This is a genomic window from Nocardioides halotolerans DSM 19273, assembly GCF_000422805.1.
GTDB lineage: Bacteria > Actinomycetota > Actinomycetes > Propionibacteriales > Nocardioidaceae > Nocardioides > Nocardioides halotolerans.
Genome location: NZ_KE383922.1, coordinates 237,574 through 251,660, shown reverse-complemented (window position 1 = coordinate 251,660; position 14,087 = coordinate 237,574). Strand labels below are relative to the sequence as shown.

Annotated in this window: 16 protein-coding genes, 4 tRNA genes and 1 pseudogene; 9 read left to right on the top strand and 12 right to left on the bottom strand. The window is 70.0% G+C overall.

The features are described from left to right. Nucleotides 1-64: 64 nt before the first annotated feature. Nucleotides 65-136: transfer RNA gene (locus G514_RS0111815), tRNA-Val, on the bottom strand. 28 nt (nt 137-164) lie between these two features. Beyond that, nucleotides 165-992 carry an aminotransferase class IV gene (locus G514_RS0111810; protein WP_028651906.1) on the bottom strand — a complete coding sequence of 276 codons (828 nt, stop codon included), beginning with the start codon at nt 990-992 and terminating at the stop codon, nt 165-167. Nucleotides 993-1,178: 186 nt separating this feature from the next. On the opposite strand from G514_RS0111810, the gene G514_RS0111805 reads away from it, so the two are divergent. The 3 genes from G514_RS0111805 to G514_RS0111795 all read left to right on the top strand — a co-directional run bounded on the left by G514_RS0111805 (nt 1,179) and on the right by G514_RS0111795 (nt 1,443). Then, nucleotides 1,179-1,251 (top strand) — tRNA-Gly (locus tag G514_RS0111805). Between the two features lie 29 nt (nt 1,252-1,280). Continuing rightward, nucleotides 1,281-1,351 (top strand) — tRNA-Cys (locus tag G514_RS0111800). A gap of 17 nt (nt 1,352-1,368) precedes the next feature. Next, nucleotides 1,369-1,443, top strand: a tRNA-Val gene (locus G514_RS0111795). A 150-nt stretch (nt 1,444-1,593) separates the two neighbouring features. Here the strand turns inward: G514_RS0111795 and G514_RS26415 are convergent. Further along, entirely contained in the window at nt 1,594-2,208 is a 615-nt protein-coding gene (locus G514_RS26415; protein WP_036564621.1) for a hypothetical protein, read from the bottom strand. A 38-nt stretch (nt 2,209-2,246) separates the two neighbouring features. Next, nucleotides 2,247-3,092: an NERD domain-containing protein gene (locus G514_RS0111785; RefSeq protein WP_157544756.1), complete on the bottom strand. Its 846-nt coding sequence runs from the start codon at nt 3,090-3,092 to the stop codon at nt 2,247-2,249. 86 nt (nt 3,093-3,178) lie between these two features. Here G514_RS0111785 and G514_RS31370 point away from each other — a divergent pair. Beyond that, nucleotides 3,179-3,430: pseudogene (locus tag G514_RS31370) on the top strand (DUF2510 domain-containing protein); the annotation flags it as partial. A gap of 167 nt (nt 3,431-3,597) precedes the next feature. On the opposite strand, the gene G514_RS31145 reads toward G514_RS31370, so the two are convergent. Further along, a complete protein-coding gene (locus G514_RS31145) occupies nt 3,598-3,846 on the bottom strand; it encodes a hypothetical protein (protein ID WP_245582181.1) in 249 nt (82 codons plus the stop codon). Here G514_RS31145 and G514_RS31140 point away from each other — a divergent pair. Together G514_RS31140 and G514_RS0111775 are read left to right on the top strand one after the other, a co-directional pair. Further along, the gene (locus G514_RS31140; RefSeq protein WP_245582180.1) at nt 3,845-4,417 is read left to right on the top strand and encodes a PASTA domain-containing protein; all 573 of its coding nucleotides are present in this window, start codon (nt 3,845-3,847) and stop codon (nt 4,415-4,417) included. The two genes, G514_RS31145 and G514_RS31140, sit on opposite strands and share 2 nt — an antisense overlap. A gap of 101 nt (nt 4,418-4,518) precedes the next feature. Then, nucleotides 4,519-4,857 carry a winged helix-turn-helix transcriptional regulator gene (locus G514_RS0111775; RefSeq protein WP_028651903.1) on the top strand — a complete coding sequence of 113 codons (339 nt, stop codon included), beginning with the start codon at nt 4,519-4,521 and terminating at the stop codon, nt 4,855-4,857. On the opposite strand, the gene G514_RS0111770 is transcribed toward G514_RS0111775, so the two are convergent. Beyond that, nucleotides 4,854-6,359: a purine-cytosine permease family protein gene (locus tag G514_RS0111770; RefSeq protein WP_051247386.1), complete on the bottom strand. Its 1,506-nt coding sequence runs from the start codon at nt 6,357-6,359 to the stop codon at nt 4,854-4,856. The two genes, G514_RS0111775 and G514_RS0111770, sit on opposite strands and share 4 nt — an antisense overlap. Nucleotides 6,360-6,488: 129 nt before the next feature. On the opposite strand from G514_RS0111770, the gene G514_RS29225 reads away from it, so the two are divergent. Next, a complete protein-coding gene (locus tag G514_RS29225; RefSeq protein ID WP_051247385.1) occupies nt 6,489-6,890 on the top strand; it encodes a nuclear transport factor 2 family protein in 402 nt (133 codons plus the stop codon). On the opposite strand, the gene G514_RS0111760 is transcribed toward G514_RS29225, so the two are convergent. From G514_RS0111760 to G514_RS30685, 3 genes are all read right to left on the bottom strand, one after another. Next, nucleotides 6,882-7,451, bottom strand: a complete 570-nt coding sequence (locus G514_RS0111760) for a cysteine hydrolase family protein (protein ID WP_028651901.1) — start codon at nt 7,449-7,451, stop codon at nt 6,882-6,884. The genes G514_RS29225 and G514_RS0111760 overlap by 9 nt on opposite strands. Before the next feature lie 29 nt (nt 7,452-7,480). Continuing rightward, nucleotides 7,481-7,747, bottom strand: coding sequence for a hypothetical protein (locus G514_RS0111755; RefSeq protein ID WP_028651900.1), 267 nt, complete (start codon nt 7,745-7,747; stop codon nt 7,481-7,483). Nucleotides 7,748-7,999: 252 nt separating this feature from the next. Beyond that, on the bottom strand, nt 8,000-9,040 hold the full coding sequence (locus tag G514_RS30685) for a hypothetical protein (protein WP_169576415.1): 1,041 nt from the start codon (nt 9,038-9,040) through the stop codon (nt 8,000-8,002). Nucleotides 9,041-9,172: 132 nt separating this feature from the next. Between G514_RS30685 and G514_RS0111745 the strand changes: the two genes are divergently transcribed. After that, a complete protein-coding gene (locus G514_RS0111745) occupies nt 9,173-10,060 on the top strand; it encodes a hypothetical protein (protein WP_157544755.1) in 888 nt (295 codons plus the stop codon). Between the two features lie 672 nt (nt 10,061-10,732). On the opposite strand, the gene G514_RS26405 is transcribed toward G514_RS0111745, so the two are convergent. Beyond that, nucleotides 10,733-11,563 carry a glycosyltransferase family 2 protein gene (locus G514_RS26405; RefSeq protein WP_084152061.1) on the bottom strand — a complete coding sequence of 277 codons (831 nt, stop codon included), beginning with the start codon at nt 11,561-11,563 and terminating at the stop codon, nt 10,733-10,735. A gap of 285 nt (nt 11,564-11,848) precedes the next feature. On the opposite strand from G514_RS26405, the gene G514_RS0111730 reads away from it, so the two are divergent. Next, complete coding sequence (locus tag G514_RS0111730) at nt 11,849-12,118, top strand: DUF3263 domain-containing protein (protein WP_051247384.1); 270 nt, start codon at nt 11,849-11,851, stop codon at nt 12,116-12,118. Between the two features lie 401 nt (nt 12,119-12,519). On the opposite strand, the gene G514_RS26400 is transcribed toward G514_RS0111730, so the two are convergent. Both G514_RS26400 and G514_RS0111720 read right to left on the bottom strand, forming a co-directional pair. Then, nucleotides 12,520-12,831, bottom strand: coding sequence for a hypothetical protein (locus G514_RS26400; protein ID WP_245582179.1), 312 nt, complete (start codon nt 12,829-12,831; stop codon nt 12,520-12,522). Nucleotides 12,832-12,971: 140 nt separating this feature from the next. After that, complete coding sequence (locus G514_RS0111720; protein WP_028651896.1) at nt 12,972-14,078, bottom strand: potassium channel family protein; 1,107 nt, start codon at nt 14,076-14,078, stop codon at nt 12,972-12,974. Nucleotides 14,079-14,087: the final 9 nt, after the last annotated feature.

Genomic DNA, 14,087 nt, shown 5'->3' with positions numbered 1-14,087 from the left:
CAGAGCCAACGCAGGCGGCGTCAGGAGGTTATGGACGCGGCCGGGCCGTATGGACCGGGATGGGTGGGCGATACTGGGTTCGAACCAGTGACCTCTTCGGTGTGAACGAAGCGCGCTACCACTGCGCCAATCGCCCCTGCTTTGCAGCCGCTGATGCTAGCCCATCAGGTGAGAGCTTCCAGCATCGTGTCCTCGCGCTCGCGCCAGGCCTCGTGGGCAGCCTTCGTGATCGGCCCCGGCACCGGCAGCTCGAGGTCGTCCCAGTGGCTCACGGGCTGCACGTCGCGGGTGGTCGAGGCGAGGAACACCTCGCTCGCCTCGTGAATCACCTCGATCGGCTCGTCGACCTCCCGGCCGCCGTACCACTCCAGCACGAGCGCCCTGGTCACCCCCGCCAGGCAGCCGCTCCCCAGCGACGGCGTCCGCAGCTCGCCGTCGATGACGTAGAACACGTTGGAGCCGGTCCCCTCGCAGAGGTGCCCCGCGAGGTTGGCCATCACCGCCTCCCCCGCTCCCCTCGCCTGGGCGTGGGCGAGCATCACGACGTTCTCGCCGTACGACGTGGTCTTGAGCCCGGCCAGTGCCCCCCGCTCGTTGCGCGGCCACGGCACCGTCGCGACCCGGCTGCTCTCGGCCGCCTCCGGCAGCGGCGCGGCGACCACGACCAGCGTCGGCTCGCCATCGCCCCGCCCGCTCCCCAGCGGCGCCGGCCCACCCGTGTAGGTGATCCGGATCCGCGTCAGCGGATCGGTCGTTCCCTCGAGCACCGCTCGCACACCGCGGCGTACGTCGTCCAGGTCGGGCGTCGGCAGACCCAGGCCCTCCGCGCTCGACGTCAGACGCTCCAGGTGCCGCTCCAGCGCGAACGGCCGTCCGTTGACGGCCTTGACCGCCTCGAAGACACCGTCCCCCACCGTCAGCCCGTGGTCGCTCACCGCCACCGCCGGCCCCGCCGGGTCGTCGAGGATCTTGCCGTTCACCCACGCGCGCACGCAGCACATCCTTCCACCGGCCCTCTCCACGGTGGTTGAGGTGCGAGGAGCGCCAGCGACGAGCCTCGAAGCCTCCGCAGCCGAGGCACCCAACCCGCCCGAACCGCGTGCCAAGTTTGTACGCCGGAGAGCATCGGCTAAGGTTCTGACGCACTTCGACGCCGGGAGACCGGTCGCCGGAGGCAGGCGGACGTAGCTCAGTTGGTAGAGCGCAACCTTGCCAAGGTTGAGGTCGCGAGTTCGAGCCTCGTCGTCCGCTCGGAGCGGGTCTCGGCGGACCCATCCAACGGTGGGTTGGCCGAGAGGCGAGGCAACGGACTGCAAATCCGTTTACACGGGTTCAAATCCCGTACCCACCTCGAAACAACTCCACAACGGGCGATTGGCGCAGCGGTAGCGCGCTTCCCTGACACGGAAGAGGTCACTGGTTCAAACCCAGTATCGCCCACCAGCCTCACCGCAGATTTGAGGCCGGCTCCCACATCAACCCGGCCTGGGTGCCACGCCTCTGCCAGGTGAATCAGCGGTCATCCTGGTCATCGTTTTCTTGAGGGCCGGGGACCCAATTCTGACCCTATGCTCGAGCCGCCCGTCGGAGTGATCAGGTGGCCTCTTGACCCCCGCGTAGCGCTGCACCCGTGACCGCAGTGTTGAGGCCGTCGAATCGAGTTGTCTCGGGCTCGAGGGTCAACAGCCGCGCCAGGCTGATCCTGCGCTGCGCGGCGAGCTGCCGGTCGAGCGTCGCTGTCGGCAGCACGTAAAAGACCCACTGGTCTAGGTCGAGCGGGTCGACGGTGGCTTTGCTCAGGTGCTCGAGCAGTGCGAACACGTAGACATCCGACTGGCGCCTCAGATCAGGCGACACGGTGTTCGTCCCGGCGTCCCAGCCCCGAGTTGGCTGGATCCCGAAGCCGATCTTGGACAGAGCCGACTGCGTCCAGGTCTGCAGATAGGCGGCCGACTTCACCTCGACGCGGATGTTGTCGTCCGTCAGCAGATCGGCCGCGTCCCATTCACGACGAGTTGCTGTGACACAGCCGAGCGCAAGGCCGACGATGTACTCGGCGAGGATGCCCCGCGTGGCGTTGCTCAGGAGGTCCGACTGGGACCAGCGCCAGAAGTCGAGCAGCGTGTGGTCAGTGATGTCCTCTGACCGGCGCAACCGCTCATCGCCGGTCTTGCGATTCACAACGAGGGCGAGCAGGTCTTCATGCACGACTGCAGACTACGAACTCCGCGCGCTGACCCCGCCGATCACGGATGTGAATCGAGTGACCTTCTCTCGCGCTCGGTCCGCGCGGATGCGGCGCGAAACTTGTCGAGGTTGTCGAGGAGCTCTGTACCGGCCTCCTTGGCCACCGGCTCCGCGTCGAGCCGACGCAGCCACCTGCGCAGGTGGCTCCCCGCCACGAAGTCGATGCCTCCGATGCAAGCACCGTCCTTCGGCAGACGTTGTTGCTCTGCCCCCCAGATGACCACTACAGGCCGCACAGTGACCGATCCGCCATACGCCCGGTGTCGAGCGCCTCGTTCTGAGCTGAGGAGCTGGCGAGTCAAGTGTTCGGCCCGGAGCCGGACCTTGCCTGCAGCGGCGACCATCGCCTGGAGGTCTGCCCCGTCGACGCCGTTGCGCCATTTCGAATCGATCGCGAGTACGCCCCCACGCCGCGTCACGACGACGTGGTCGAGGTCGCCCCGCTCGAGAGTGATGCTGTCGACCCATCCCCAGATCAACCGTCTACGCCTGGCCGTCCGCAGCTCCGTGCGGGTGTTTTCTTCTCCGTAGGCGCCGCGGAGCTGCCGGATGCCGTCGGGATCCTGGAGCAGGAACCCGATCTGCATCCCGTACAACACAATGCTCACCATCGCCGCGTGAACGATGCCGAGCAGGTACCACCCTGCGCGGTTGTCGGCACTGGTCAGCGTGATCAACGCTGTCATGGCGATCATGAAGCCGGCCGTTATCGATATGGCTCCGATGACGAACCACAGGTGGCGGCGCAGCCACGCGTGTCGGAGGTCGCGCAGCACCGTGCGTGAGTAGGGCTGGAAATTGACCACGCGACCCCCGCTCGATGAGGAGCCGTCATTGAACGACATGAAGCGCTGCCCCGTCTCGCGATTGCTCTGGATCCACGTACCGCTGGCAGTTCGTAAGCTGCCGCTGCCCCGACCGGAGCACGCTCATGTGGCGGCATAGCCCATTCGTGCGCCGGGCCGATGATGCATCGGGGTCATTTCCAGGTCACTCCGTCCGATGCTGGTTACATCGATCCCGAAGGTCTGCGAGCGTGCCTCAGTTGCAGGGAGGCAATGGCATGGGGAGAACGGGCGGCATTCCGGGCCCACCACCGAACTGGTACGCGGATCCGACAGATCCCAAGTTGCTGCGCTACTGGGACGGCGGCGGGTGGACCTCCCACACGTGGCCGAGGCCGGAGGCTGGACCGCCACGGGCTCCTGGCGGCGTCGCGTGGTGGCAGACGTGGTGGGCCGTGATCCCCGGGCTTTTCCTCTGCCTGCCGTTCGGGCTGGTCGGACTGTGGCGTCGACCGGCAGTGGCGACGTGGCTCCGTGTCGGCCTGACCGTCGCGACCGCAGTGCTCTACGGCGCCGCGCTGCTACCCAGCGACGACAGCCCCCCGACCGAGCCAGCGGCGTCGGAAACTGCGCCAGACACTCCCCCTACGAGCAAGCAACCGTCCTTGAGTCCGACACCAGACTCGGCGCCTGCCGAACCGGCTTCCAGCCAGGCTTCGCAATCGGCTTCCACGGCCAGCGAGACCGCCGCCTCAGCTGAGAGCGACGCCGCGGCATCCGAATCGGCGACGCCTGAGCCACCCAGATCGGTCATGCCTCAACTGGAAGGGCTGACTCGGGAGCAGGCCGAGCAAGCGCTCGCGAACGCAGGGCTCGTTGTACGCGAGGTCAAGGAAGTCCCCGCTGCGCAGCCGGCCGGCACCGTGCTCCGGCAGGGCACGGCGGCCGGGGCGTCCCTGCTGGCTGGCACGGCCATCGTCCTAGTCGTGGCGGTCTCCTACCCACAGGTGCCGTCTGTCGTGGGCCTGGCCAAGTCGGCGGCGCTGAGCCAGCTCCAAGCTGCCGGGTTCGAGGTCGCCGTCAAGACCGAGACCCGCAGCAGTGGGAAGAACGGCGTGGTCCTGCGCCAAACCCCGGCTGGCGCAGAACTCGCCAAGCCGGGCGTGACGGTCACCGTCGTGGTCTCGTCGGTTGTCCGCCCGTTCTCGCCGCCGACCCAGAGCTGCACGCCGGGCTACCGTCCGTGCCTCTCGCCCGCGTCGGACTACGACTGCGCCGGTGGATCCGGGAACGGACCTGAGTACGCCTACGGACCCATCTACGTGACTGGATCGGACCCTTACGACCTCGACGCAGACGGTGACGGGATCGCTTGCACGGACTGAGCCAATCCGAGGCAGAGCCCATGTTGCCGGAGCCGTGCACGCACCTCGCGCTACGGTGCTTCTGATTCGGAAGTGCCGGGACCAGCGGGAGGAGCCACGAGATGACCGCGACGCCGAAGCCGGGCACGCCGGTCCGCGGGTCCACGACCGGCCGGCCGTTCATGGCGGCGCTGGACCTGCTGGGGCGGCGCTGGACAGGACGCGTGATCTGGGAGCTCCACCAGCAGCCGGCCGGGTTCCGCGAGCTGCAGCGTCGGTGCGACCAGATGTCCTCGAGCGTCCTCACCACCCGGCTCAACGAGCTGGTCGAGGTCGGGCTGGTCGCCGACGGCGAGGCAGGCTACGAGCTGACCAGGCTCGGTGAGGAGCTGGTCGAGGCGATCAGCCCGTTGCAGGCGTGGAGCAGGCGCTGGGCCCGGACGCTCGCGAGGAGCGGCTAGCGAGGAGTCACGGACGCGGCCGGGAGCGCCTCCTGGCGGCGTACGGCGCCCCGACCGGTGACCAGGTAGCCGAGGAAGCCGAGCACCAGCGCGGCCACGACGCCCAGGCTCGAGTAGGCCCAGTCGCCGTCGCGGCCGCCGAGCCCGAGCGGCCCGAGCAGGTAGCCCTGCCACGACAGCGACTCGGAGTAGGTGTTGGTCACCAGCCCCCAGCCCACGACCGTGCCGACCGCCATCAGGACGACCGAGTCCCAGCGCACCGACCCGTAGCCACGAGGTGCATCGGGCTCGAACAGCTTCGTCTCGTCGTACGGCGCCCGGCGCAGCAGGAGGTCGGCGAGGAAGATGCCGCACCAGGCGGCCAGCGGGACGCCGAGGGTGATGAGGAAGCCCTGGAACGGCAGGAAGAAGCTGTCGGCGACCCACACGACGTAGATCGTGCCGAGGATCATCAGCACGCCGTCGAGCGCCGCCGCCGCCCAGCGCGGGGCGGGGAGCCCGACCGCGAGCAGGGTGAGGCCCGAGGAGTAGATGTCGAGGACCGCGCCGGCGACCAGTCCGCCGACGGCCACCACGGCGAAGGGCAGGAGGTACCACGTCGGCAGCACCGTGGTCAGGGCACCGACCGGGTCGGCCGCGACGGCCTCGCCGAACGCCGGGTCCGACGCGCACAGGAGGAGGCCGTAGACCACCAGGACGACGACGGGGAGGCTCGCGCCGAACGTCGTCCAGCCGACCACGCCGGCGGTCGAGGAGTGCCTCGGGAGGTACCGCGAGTAGTCGGCCGCGGCGTTGACCCAGCTGATGCCGAAGCCGGTGAGCACCATGACCAGGGCGCCGATGAACGCCGTCGTGCCGGCGGCGTCGCCACCGGTCGCCGCCGACCAGTCCACCTCGTCGACCGTCAGGGCGATGTAGCCGACCGTGATCGCCACGGTGAGCAGCGTCAGCCAGCGCTGCAGGCGCATGATCGCGTCGAACCCGCGGATGCCCGCGACGACGATGACGGCGACCAGCACGAGGAACGCGGCCACCTTGGTCGTCGTGCCGTCGCCCCACCCGAGCCGGCCGAACACCGTGGCGGTCGCCAGGGTCGCCAGTGCGAGGAGCACGATCTCCCAGCCCACCAGGAGCAGGTAGGAGACCAGCCCCGGCAGGAGGTTGCCCCTGACGCCGAACGCCGCGCGCGACAGCACGAGCGTGGGCGCCGAGCCGCGCTTGCCGGCGGCCGCCACGAGGCCGACGAGCACGAAGCCGGCGACGATCCCGATCGCCCCCGAGGCCACGGCCTGCCAGAGGTTCAGCCCGAAGCCGAGCACGAAGGCGCCCCAGCTGACCCCGAACACCGAGATGTTCGCCGCGCACCAGGGCCAGAACAGGTCGGAGGGAGTGCCGCGGCGCTCGGCGGGCGCGATCACGTTGACGCCGTTGGCCTCGATCACCGGTCGGGGACCGGACTCCCCCGACTCCACGGTCGACGCTGACCGACGGGTGCGCTCCATGCGGAAGATCCTCTCCTCGGACCGCGTCCGACTGCTTCTGATTCAGCACCACGCTAGTGAAGAGATCGACAGGCGCGCAATCGGGAATTCTGCTTCTACTTCCGAAGCAGTGGGGGGTAGGGCCGCGCCATGGTCTCTGAGCTCGTCGCCCTCCTGCGGCAACCGGATCGAGATCGGCTCGAGCTCGTGCTGGCCGATGACGTCCGGTTCCACAGCCCGGTGGCCGACTACCGCGGACGTGACGACGTCGCGCACCTCTTCACGACCATCGCGAGGGTGCTCGAGTCGCTGGAGCCGGTGCGCGAGCTGACGGCGGGTCGCGAGCGGGCGACGTTCGTCTCCGGAGCGGTGAGGGGACGAACCGTCGAGGGAGTGCTCGACGAGCACCGCGACCCGGCGGGCCGGGTCGTCGAGGTCACGCTGATGCTCCGGCCGCTGTCCGTGTTGCGGGTCGCCGTCGGGGAGATGGCGGCGGCCCTCGAGGCCGACCCGCTGCCCAGCCGGGTCGGTCGCCGCGAGCGGTCAGCCTGAGAGGACGCCCTCGAGCAGGTCGGCGCTGCGGACGACCTCGGCGAACTCCCCGTGCAGGTTCACCCCGGTCACGCGGGAGAGCTCGTCGGCGCTCACCACGTCACCGTCGGGACCGCGACGGTCGAAGGTGTGCGTGGCGTCGAGGGCGAACAGGACGCGGTGGCCCAGGTTGCCGCCGACCCGGGCCGTGGTCTCGCAGCAGTGGTTGGTCGTGATCCCGCAGACCACGATCCCCTCGACCCGCTGCGAGACCAGCCACGCGTGCAGGTCGGGCGACCCGTGGAAGGCCGAGTTCACCGACTTGGTCACCAGCAGGTCGGGCTCGGCCCTCAGGTACGGCTTGAGCGCGTTGCCCGGCGAGGAGGGACGCAGCGGCGACCGGGGACTCTCGGAGTCGTGGCGGACGTAGACCAGGGGCCGGGACGCCGCGGACCACGCCTCGACGAGCGCCTCGATGTTCGCGTCGCACTGCGGGTTGTTGCGGCTCCCCCACGACGGGTCGTTGAAACCCTGCTGGGCGTCGACGACCACGAGCGCGAATCTCGAGAGCTGATCGTCCATGGCCCGAACCTAGCCCGGGGGGACGGCCGTCAGCGGCGGAAGATCGCCCGGAAGACCATTCGGAGGATGAAGAAGATGATGGCGCGCACGCCCCAGGAGACCGCGGCCTGACCGACGCCCTTCGCGACGCCCTGGGCGGTGATCGGCGCCGACACCGTGGCCGGGTCGACCGGCGTGACCGCGCCGCCGTACGGGACGGCGGGGGCGGGCTGGCCTGGCGCAGCCGGCGGGACCGTGGACGTCGGCAGGCCCGTCGGCGGCGGCGGGTCGGCGGGCTGCGGTGCCGGGGAGCTCATGGCAGGAGTGTGCAGCACGCCGGCGGCGTACGTCTGCGGTTGGCGGGTTGGATGGGTGGGTGCCTTCGTTGCGGAGGTTTCGAGACGGTCGCTGCGCGACCTCCTCAACCAGCGGTGGAGCAGCGGGTGCCCTCCTCGCAGAGGCTTCGAGGCTCGTCGCTGGCGCTCCTCGCACCTCAGCCACCGTCGGGACGTGGGAAGGCCCCCGACCAGCGGGCTGGTCGGGGGCCTTCTCGTGGGACTACTGGTGGATCACTTGAGCTTGACCGGCTGGCGCACGGCCACGCGGACCTTGCCCACGCGCACGATGCACTTGACCCAGATCTTCTTGGACTTCGAGTACTTCGCGACGTACGCCGGCTTGATGCGGATCTTGACGGTCCGCTGCTTGCCGGCCTTGATCTTGACGACCTTGCGCGCCGTGGCGGGCTTGGAGAACCGGCCCTTCTGGAGACCCTGGAGCTGGATCTGGCAGGCACGCGGGGACGCGATGGCCGGGCACCGCAGGCGCGCCTTGAGGAACCGGCCCTGGACCTTCATCGTGCCCGGCAGGATGTAGGTCTTGACGAGCTTGCGCAGCTGCTTGATGTCGGTGATGCCGGAGCCGCCGTTGGCGCCGTTGCCGCCGCCGTTGCCATTGGCGGCCTCGGTCGTGAGTCGCACGTTGTCATAGCCGACCGAACCGTTGGCCACCGCCGCGACCGCCGAGGTGAGCGTCGTGGTGATGCGGATCTTGTACTGGTGACCGAGCTGGAGCAGCGCCGGGTTGACCGACGCGGACTGGACGGCCGTCCAGCCGTGATCACTGGTGATCGGCGTGGTCGGGGTCGCCTCGACGGCGGTTGACGTCGCCTGGTCCACGAGGTCGACGCGATAGGACGCCGAGTTCAGCAGCGACGCGACCAGCAGGGGCGTCACGTCCGTCATCATGTTGAGGTCGAGGCGGACCGCCCCGGGCACCTTGCCTGCGTTGCCGTTGTAGGCGAATGAGGGGCTCTCCCACATACCGGTCGAGAAGCCGGCGCCAGTGGTGAGGAGCGTGGTGAACGACGTCTGGATGTAGCCGTTGCCGTCGGCGCCGCCCGCCGACCAGCCGTTGCTCACGACCGGGCAGAGCAGAACCGGCAGGCAGAGGCCGTCGCTGGCGGTCGACGAGGTCCAGCCGCCCTGGCTCCCGGCGAAGTCCTGGTTGACGGCGTCGGGTGCGTAGGTGTCGGCGTGCGCGGACGGGACCGGCATGGTGAAGAGGAGCGCCGAGGCGATGACGGCCCCGAGCATTTTCTTGAGGTGCATGGTGGGGATCTCCCATGTGGGGGTTGGAAGGGAACGGATCGAGGATCCGACTCCGAAAACGGCGCCACCCCACGAACGTCACGAGTCCCACCCGCCGCACTGGTCCACTTGAAACTCGCTAGTGTCCTTTTGGTGCTTCGCTCGTTACTGGCCTCGCTGACCGGCGTCCTGGCAGCCGTGCTGCTCCCCCTGGGCCTGCTCTCGGTGTGGACCCACGGCGTGGTGAGCGACACCGACACCTACGTCGAGACGGTCGCGCCGCTCGCCGACGACGACGTCGTCAAGGCCGCCGCGGTCACCGAGCTCGAGCGCGAGGCGCTGCAGCTGGTCGCCGGGAGGGGTACGCCGCCGCGCGGCGTCGAGGCCGTCGTCCACCTGGTGGTGCAGCACGTCGTCGACGGGCCGGCGTTCCGCGACGCGTGGATGCGGGCCAACCGCGCGGCGCACGAGCAGCTGGTCGCGGTGCTCGACGGCCGGGCGAGTGCCCGGCTCGACGCGCAGGGCCGGGTGAGCATCGACCTGGCCGCCGCCTTCGCCGCCATCGCGCAGGATCTCGCTGCCCAGGGGCTCGTCGACGCCGAGCGCGCGGCCGAGGTGGACGCGTCGTTCGCGGTGATGGACGGCGACCGCCTCGGCAAGGTGCGGCACGCCTACGACTTGCTCGACGCGCTGGGGTTCTGGCTGCCCCTGGCGTGGGCGGCGATGGTGCTGCTGACGCTCCTGCCGGCCCGCCGCCGGGCGAGCGTCGTCGCGAAGCTCGCCGTCGCGTCGCTGGTCGCCACGGCCGTGCTCGCGCTGGCGGTGGTGTCCGCCCGCGACCTGCTCACCGACGACCTCGCCCAGCGCGACGTGGCGCGGGCCGTCTGGTCAGTGGTGGTCGCGGACCTGTGGCGGGCGATCGAGGTCGCCGGCGTCGCGCTGGCGATCGTCGCGCTCGGCGCCGCGGTGGTGGCGGGCGTGACAGGACGCGTCCGCCCACCGTCCGGGCCGGGCCCGGACGGCGAGCGGTCGTTCGCCTAGCTCGCCTTCGGCCGGAGCGCTGTCACGTTGGTGACGGGCGCGTCCGCTCGCTTCGGCAGCCGTACGACGTGGATCCGCGACGGCTGGCTGGACGCCACCGTGCGATCCACCTTGACCGGCACGGAGCTCGCCGTGCGCGGTTTCCCCCCAAGCAACAAGGTCCCCACCTGGTCCTTCGGTCGAGCTCTGGCCCCCACGACCAGTGCTCAGTTCGTCCAGCATGCCCGTCCGAGCAGGTGTTGGCAAGCATCACCGCCTGTGGAATCGGTGCCAACGCGCGCCGGATCCGGAGGTTCTCGACCGTCCTGCGCGCGCCGACCTACTGAGACCGCAGGTTTTGCAGCCGGCCTGCTAGCAGCCGTCCGGGCTGGTCGAGCGGCTCTCCGCGGCGACGCCGTACGCCGTCCGGACGGCGACGGGACCCGCCCTGACCAGCAGAAACAGACCGAAAGGATGATGCCTCGACGCTCGCCTGACCGGGCGCCGGTGACCGCCGGCAGGCGGCGAGACGGTCGACGAGTGCGTGGGCGCGCTCCCACGGTCGGGGTCGTGCTGCCGCGTCCGAGCGAGCGGCGTCCGACCCGGCTCCCGGTCTAGAACACGCTCGAGCCCCGGCCCTGAGGACCGGGGCTCGAGACGACTCGCGTCAGGTGCTTCTCGGGGAGGCTGGGGTCAGGCCGCGATGCGGGTGCCGGCCGGCGCAGTCTTGGCGACCGACGGCTCGGCGAGCTTGCGCTCCATGCGGCGCACCCCCCTGGCCCGGCGCCACTCGGTGAACAGCGTGCGGAGCACGCGGATGCCGTCGTGGACGGCGCGCAAGTTGGACTCGCCGAACATCCGCAGCTTCTCCACCGAGGGCACCTCGGTGATCGAGACCTTCGCGGCGGCGAAGCGGCAGTTGATGACCGTTTCGATCTCGAAGCCGTCGCCCCAGACCATCTTGCCGTTGCCCGGCGGCGGCGCGCTGTGCTCCGGCAGGTCGAGCAGCGGGATCAGGTCGGCCCAGAAGGCGTTGTAGCCGTAGCAGAGGTCGGTGTAGCGGGTGCGGAACCCGAGGTTGAAGACGCCGTTGAGGAACGCGTTGCCGGCGCGGCGCACCGTCGTGATGTCGGCGGACCCGCCGCCCGCGGTGAACCGCGAGCCCTTGGCGAAGTCGGCGCCGGCCTTGAGCGCCTCGACGAACCGCACGATCTCGGCCGGGTCGGCGGAGCCGTCGGCGTCGAACATCACCACGATGTCGCCGGTGACGCGTGCGAACCCGGCGGCCAGGGCGTTGCCCTTGCCCTTGCGGGTCTGCAGGACCGTGACGATGCTGGGCAGGGCCCGGCGGGCCGCCATGACCGTGCCGTCGACCGAGCCGCCGTCGACGAGGATGACCTCGTGGACCTGCGGAAGCTGCGGCAGGACCACCGACAGGTTGAGTGCCTCGTTGAGCGCGGGCACCACGATGCTGATCAGCGGGTCCTCGGTGTTCCGTTCCGGAGTGCCGAAGTAGACCGTCATTGCTGTGATGAACCCCCATGTCGTAGCCGACCCCCCCACGGGTCCGGCTGCGTGAGAGAACCTATGCCCTCCGGGGTGTCCGGAAAAACTCAACAGGGCAGTAACAGACGCTGTGTTTTCGCAGGTCAGAGGCCCCTTATGGGCCGTTCGTACTAGTCCGAACTGTTGCCCATTCGTGGATGGGGTTGACACGTGTCACCAACCCTTTACCACCTCCGGGAGACGGCCGTCACACGCCGCGGCCCGGGTGCGGGCGGCGCCCAGGCGTTTGAGAGGATCAGCGCCATGGTCGAGCTGAGCCCGCGCGAGCGCGCGATCCTCACCTTCGAGCGGGAGTGGTGGAAGTACTCCGAGGCGAAGGAGGCGGCCGCCCGCGCGCGCCTGGGGCTCAGCCCCGAGGAGTACTACCGCGCACTCACCGCGATCATCGACCTGCCCGGCGCGCTGGCCCACGACCCGCTCCTCGTACGCCGGCTGCGCCGCCAGCGACTGACCCGCCAGCGGCAGCGCCACGCCACCCGCTCCGGGCGGTTCGGAGACCCCGCGGGGCACTGATCCGCCGTCAGGTAGGCCGGTCGGATGGTTGGGGTAGTCCGTTCGGGGCATTCTCGTCCGAGAGGGCCTCCAGCACTTCCCTGAGCGGCGACCGGTCGTCTAACGTTCCACTTGTTGAACCGCTGGTGACCCGAGACTCCAGCGGTTCAACTCATTTACGGCCACTTCCGTCAGGAGGTGGCCGTTCTTGTTTCCGGCGACAAGAGCGGGGCCGAGCTCGCCGGGCTTGAAGCGCAATTGAAGCGTTGGGAGCGCAGCGACCCGGCTCTTCCGAGCGAAGCGAGGCGCCCCGCGATCGGCCTCCGAGCCGCGGCGACCGCGCCGAAGCGAGTGCAGCGAGCGAGGCGCCGCGAGCGCAGCGAGCAGTCGCCGCGGATTGGGGGCCGAAGCTCGCGGGGGTATCAAAGCGGCGTGAGCAGTTCCGCCGGCAGCCACTCCTCCACGACCGCCCAGCCGCCGTTCGCCTCGAGCGGCCGCAGCCGCGCCACGTAGGTCACCCGCCCCTCCCATCGGCCGGCGACCTGACGCCACTCGAGCAGCAGGCCCGGCCGCTTCACGCCCTCGGCGTCGACGGCGCCGGAGACCCAGCAGTGCCGGCCAGGACAGTAGGCGCCGGGTCGCTCCGGCGCCGGCGCCGCGCCACCACGCACGCGCTGCGCGAGGGGCACGCCGCTGCCGCGCCTGGCCCAGCCGCCGCCCATGCCCCCCGCCATGCTGCATGGTGACACAGGTCCGAACACGTGTTCGACAGAGCCATCAAGGCCGATTCGGCGCGAATGCGCTGATTCGGCCTTGTTTCACGCGTGGAACAAGACCTCACGGGCGCGAATGCGCTGGATCGGCCTTGGGGGGCCTACTCCTCGTCGGTGGAGATCTGCTCGTCGTGGGTGCCCGGGCGGGGCGCCCACGGCAGTTCCTTCGCTGGGCGTACGACGACCAGCCGGTCGCCGCGGGCCAGCTGGGTCACCACCGGGTCGAAGTAGCGGTAGACCTTCTCGTCGCGGACCACCGCGATCACCTGGTCGGGCAGCGACTGCGGCTGCTTGCCGACCTCGGTGACCAGCAGGTCGCGCTCGGCGACCTCGAGCCCCTCGCCGTAGGTGAGCAGGTCCTCCATCACCGAGCCGAGGGTCGGCGAGATGGACGAGACGCCGAGCAGCCGGCCGACCGCGTCGGAGGAGGTGATCACCGAGTTGGCGCCGGACTGCTTCATCAGCGGCGCGTTCTCGTGCTCGCGCGCGGAGGAGACGATGTAGACCTCGGGGTTGAGCTGGCGCACGGTGAGGATCGCGAGCACGTTGGAGTCGTCGCGGTTCGTCGTGATGATCACCTGGTCGGCGTCGGCCGCCCCGGCCCGGCGCAGGACCTCGCGCCGCGTCGCGTCGCCGGTGACGACCGCGAGCCCGTCGGCGTGCGCATCGGCCAGCGCCGCCTGGCCGGGGTCGACGACCACGATCGACTCGCGGTCCTGGCCGTTGTTGACGAGGGTCTCGACCGCGCTGCGGCCCTTGGTGCCGTAGCCGACGATGACGACGTGATGGCCCATGTGCTTCCTCCAGCGTGAGACGCGGAACATCTCGCGGCCCTGCGAGGCGAGCACCTCGAGGGTGGTCCCGATCAGCAGCACCAGGAACCCGATGCGAGCCGGCGTGATGACGAACGCGTTGACCAGCCTGGCGCCGTCCTTGTACGGCGCGATGTCGCCGTAGCCGGTCGTGCTCAGCGTCACCGTCGTGTAGTAGATCGAGTCGATCAGGCTGACCGTGCCGGCCGGGTCGTTGTTGTCGCGGTAGGCGTCGCGGTCGAAGTAGACCAGGCACACCGTGCCGACCAGGATCGCGAGCGCGGCGAGCAGCCGGCGTCCGAGCTCCCACCAGGGCGACCGGACGCGCTCGGGGAGCGAGATCTGCCCGCGGCCGGCGGTGGCCTGGGGCCACGACTCGCTGCTCTGCTCGGACACAGCCTGACG

Bases quoted from the DNA above. Each gene is read 5' to 3' on its own strand.
- G514_RS0111785 (WP_157544756.1), bottom strand. From the start codon at position 3,092: ATGTCGTTCAATGACGGCTCCTCATCGAGCGGGGGTCGCGTGGTCAAT.
- G514_RS31140 (WP_245582180.1), top strand. From the start codon at position 3,845: ATGCCTCAACTGGAAGGGCTGACTCGGGAGCAGGCCGAGCAAGCGCTC.
- G514_RS31145 (WP_245582181.1), bottom strand. From the start codon at position 3,846: ATGACCGATCTGGGTGGCTCAGGCGTCGCCGATTCGGATGCCGCGGCG.
- G514_RS0111775 (WP_028651903.1), top strand. From the start codon at position 4,519: ATGACCGCGACGCCGAAGCCGGGCACGCCGGTCCGCGGGTCCACGACC.
- G514_RS0111770 (WP_051247386.1), bottom strand. From the start codon at position 6,359: ATGGAGCGCACCCGTCGGTCAGCGTCGACCGTGGAGTCGGGGGAGTCC.
- G514_RS29225 (WP_051247385.1), top strand. From the start codon at position 6,489: ATGGTCTCTGAGCTCGTCGCCCTCCTGCGGCAACCGGATCGAGATCGG.
- G514_RS0111760 (WP_028651901.1), bottom strand. From the start codon at position 7,451: ATGGACGATCAGCTCTCGAGATTCGCGCTCGTGGTCGTCGACGCCCAG.
- G514_RS0111755 (WP_028651900.1), bottom strand. From the start codon at position 7,747: ATGAGCTCCCCGGCACCGCAGCCCGCCGACCCGCCGCCGCCGACGGGC.
- G514_RS30685 (WP_169576415.1), bottom strand. From the start codon at position 9,040: ATGCACCTCAAGAAAATGCTCGGGGCCGTCATCGCCTCGGCGCTCCTC.
- G514_RS26405 (WP_084152061.1), bottom strand. From the start codon at position 11,563: ATGACGGTCTACTTCGGCACTCCGGAACGGAACACCGAGGACCCGCTG.
- G514_RS0111730 (WP_051247384.1), top strand. From the start codon at position 11,849: ATGGTCGAGCTGAGCCCGCGCGAGCGCGCGATCCTCACCTTCGAGCGG.
- G514_RS26400 (WP_245582179.1), bottom strand. From the start codon at position 12,831: ATGGCGGGGGGCATGGGCGGCGGCTGGGCCAGGCGCGGCAGCGGCGTG.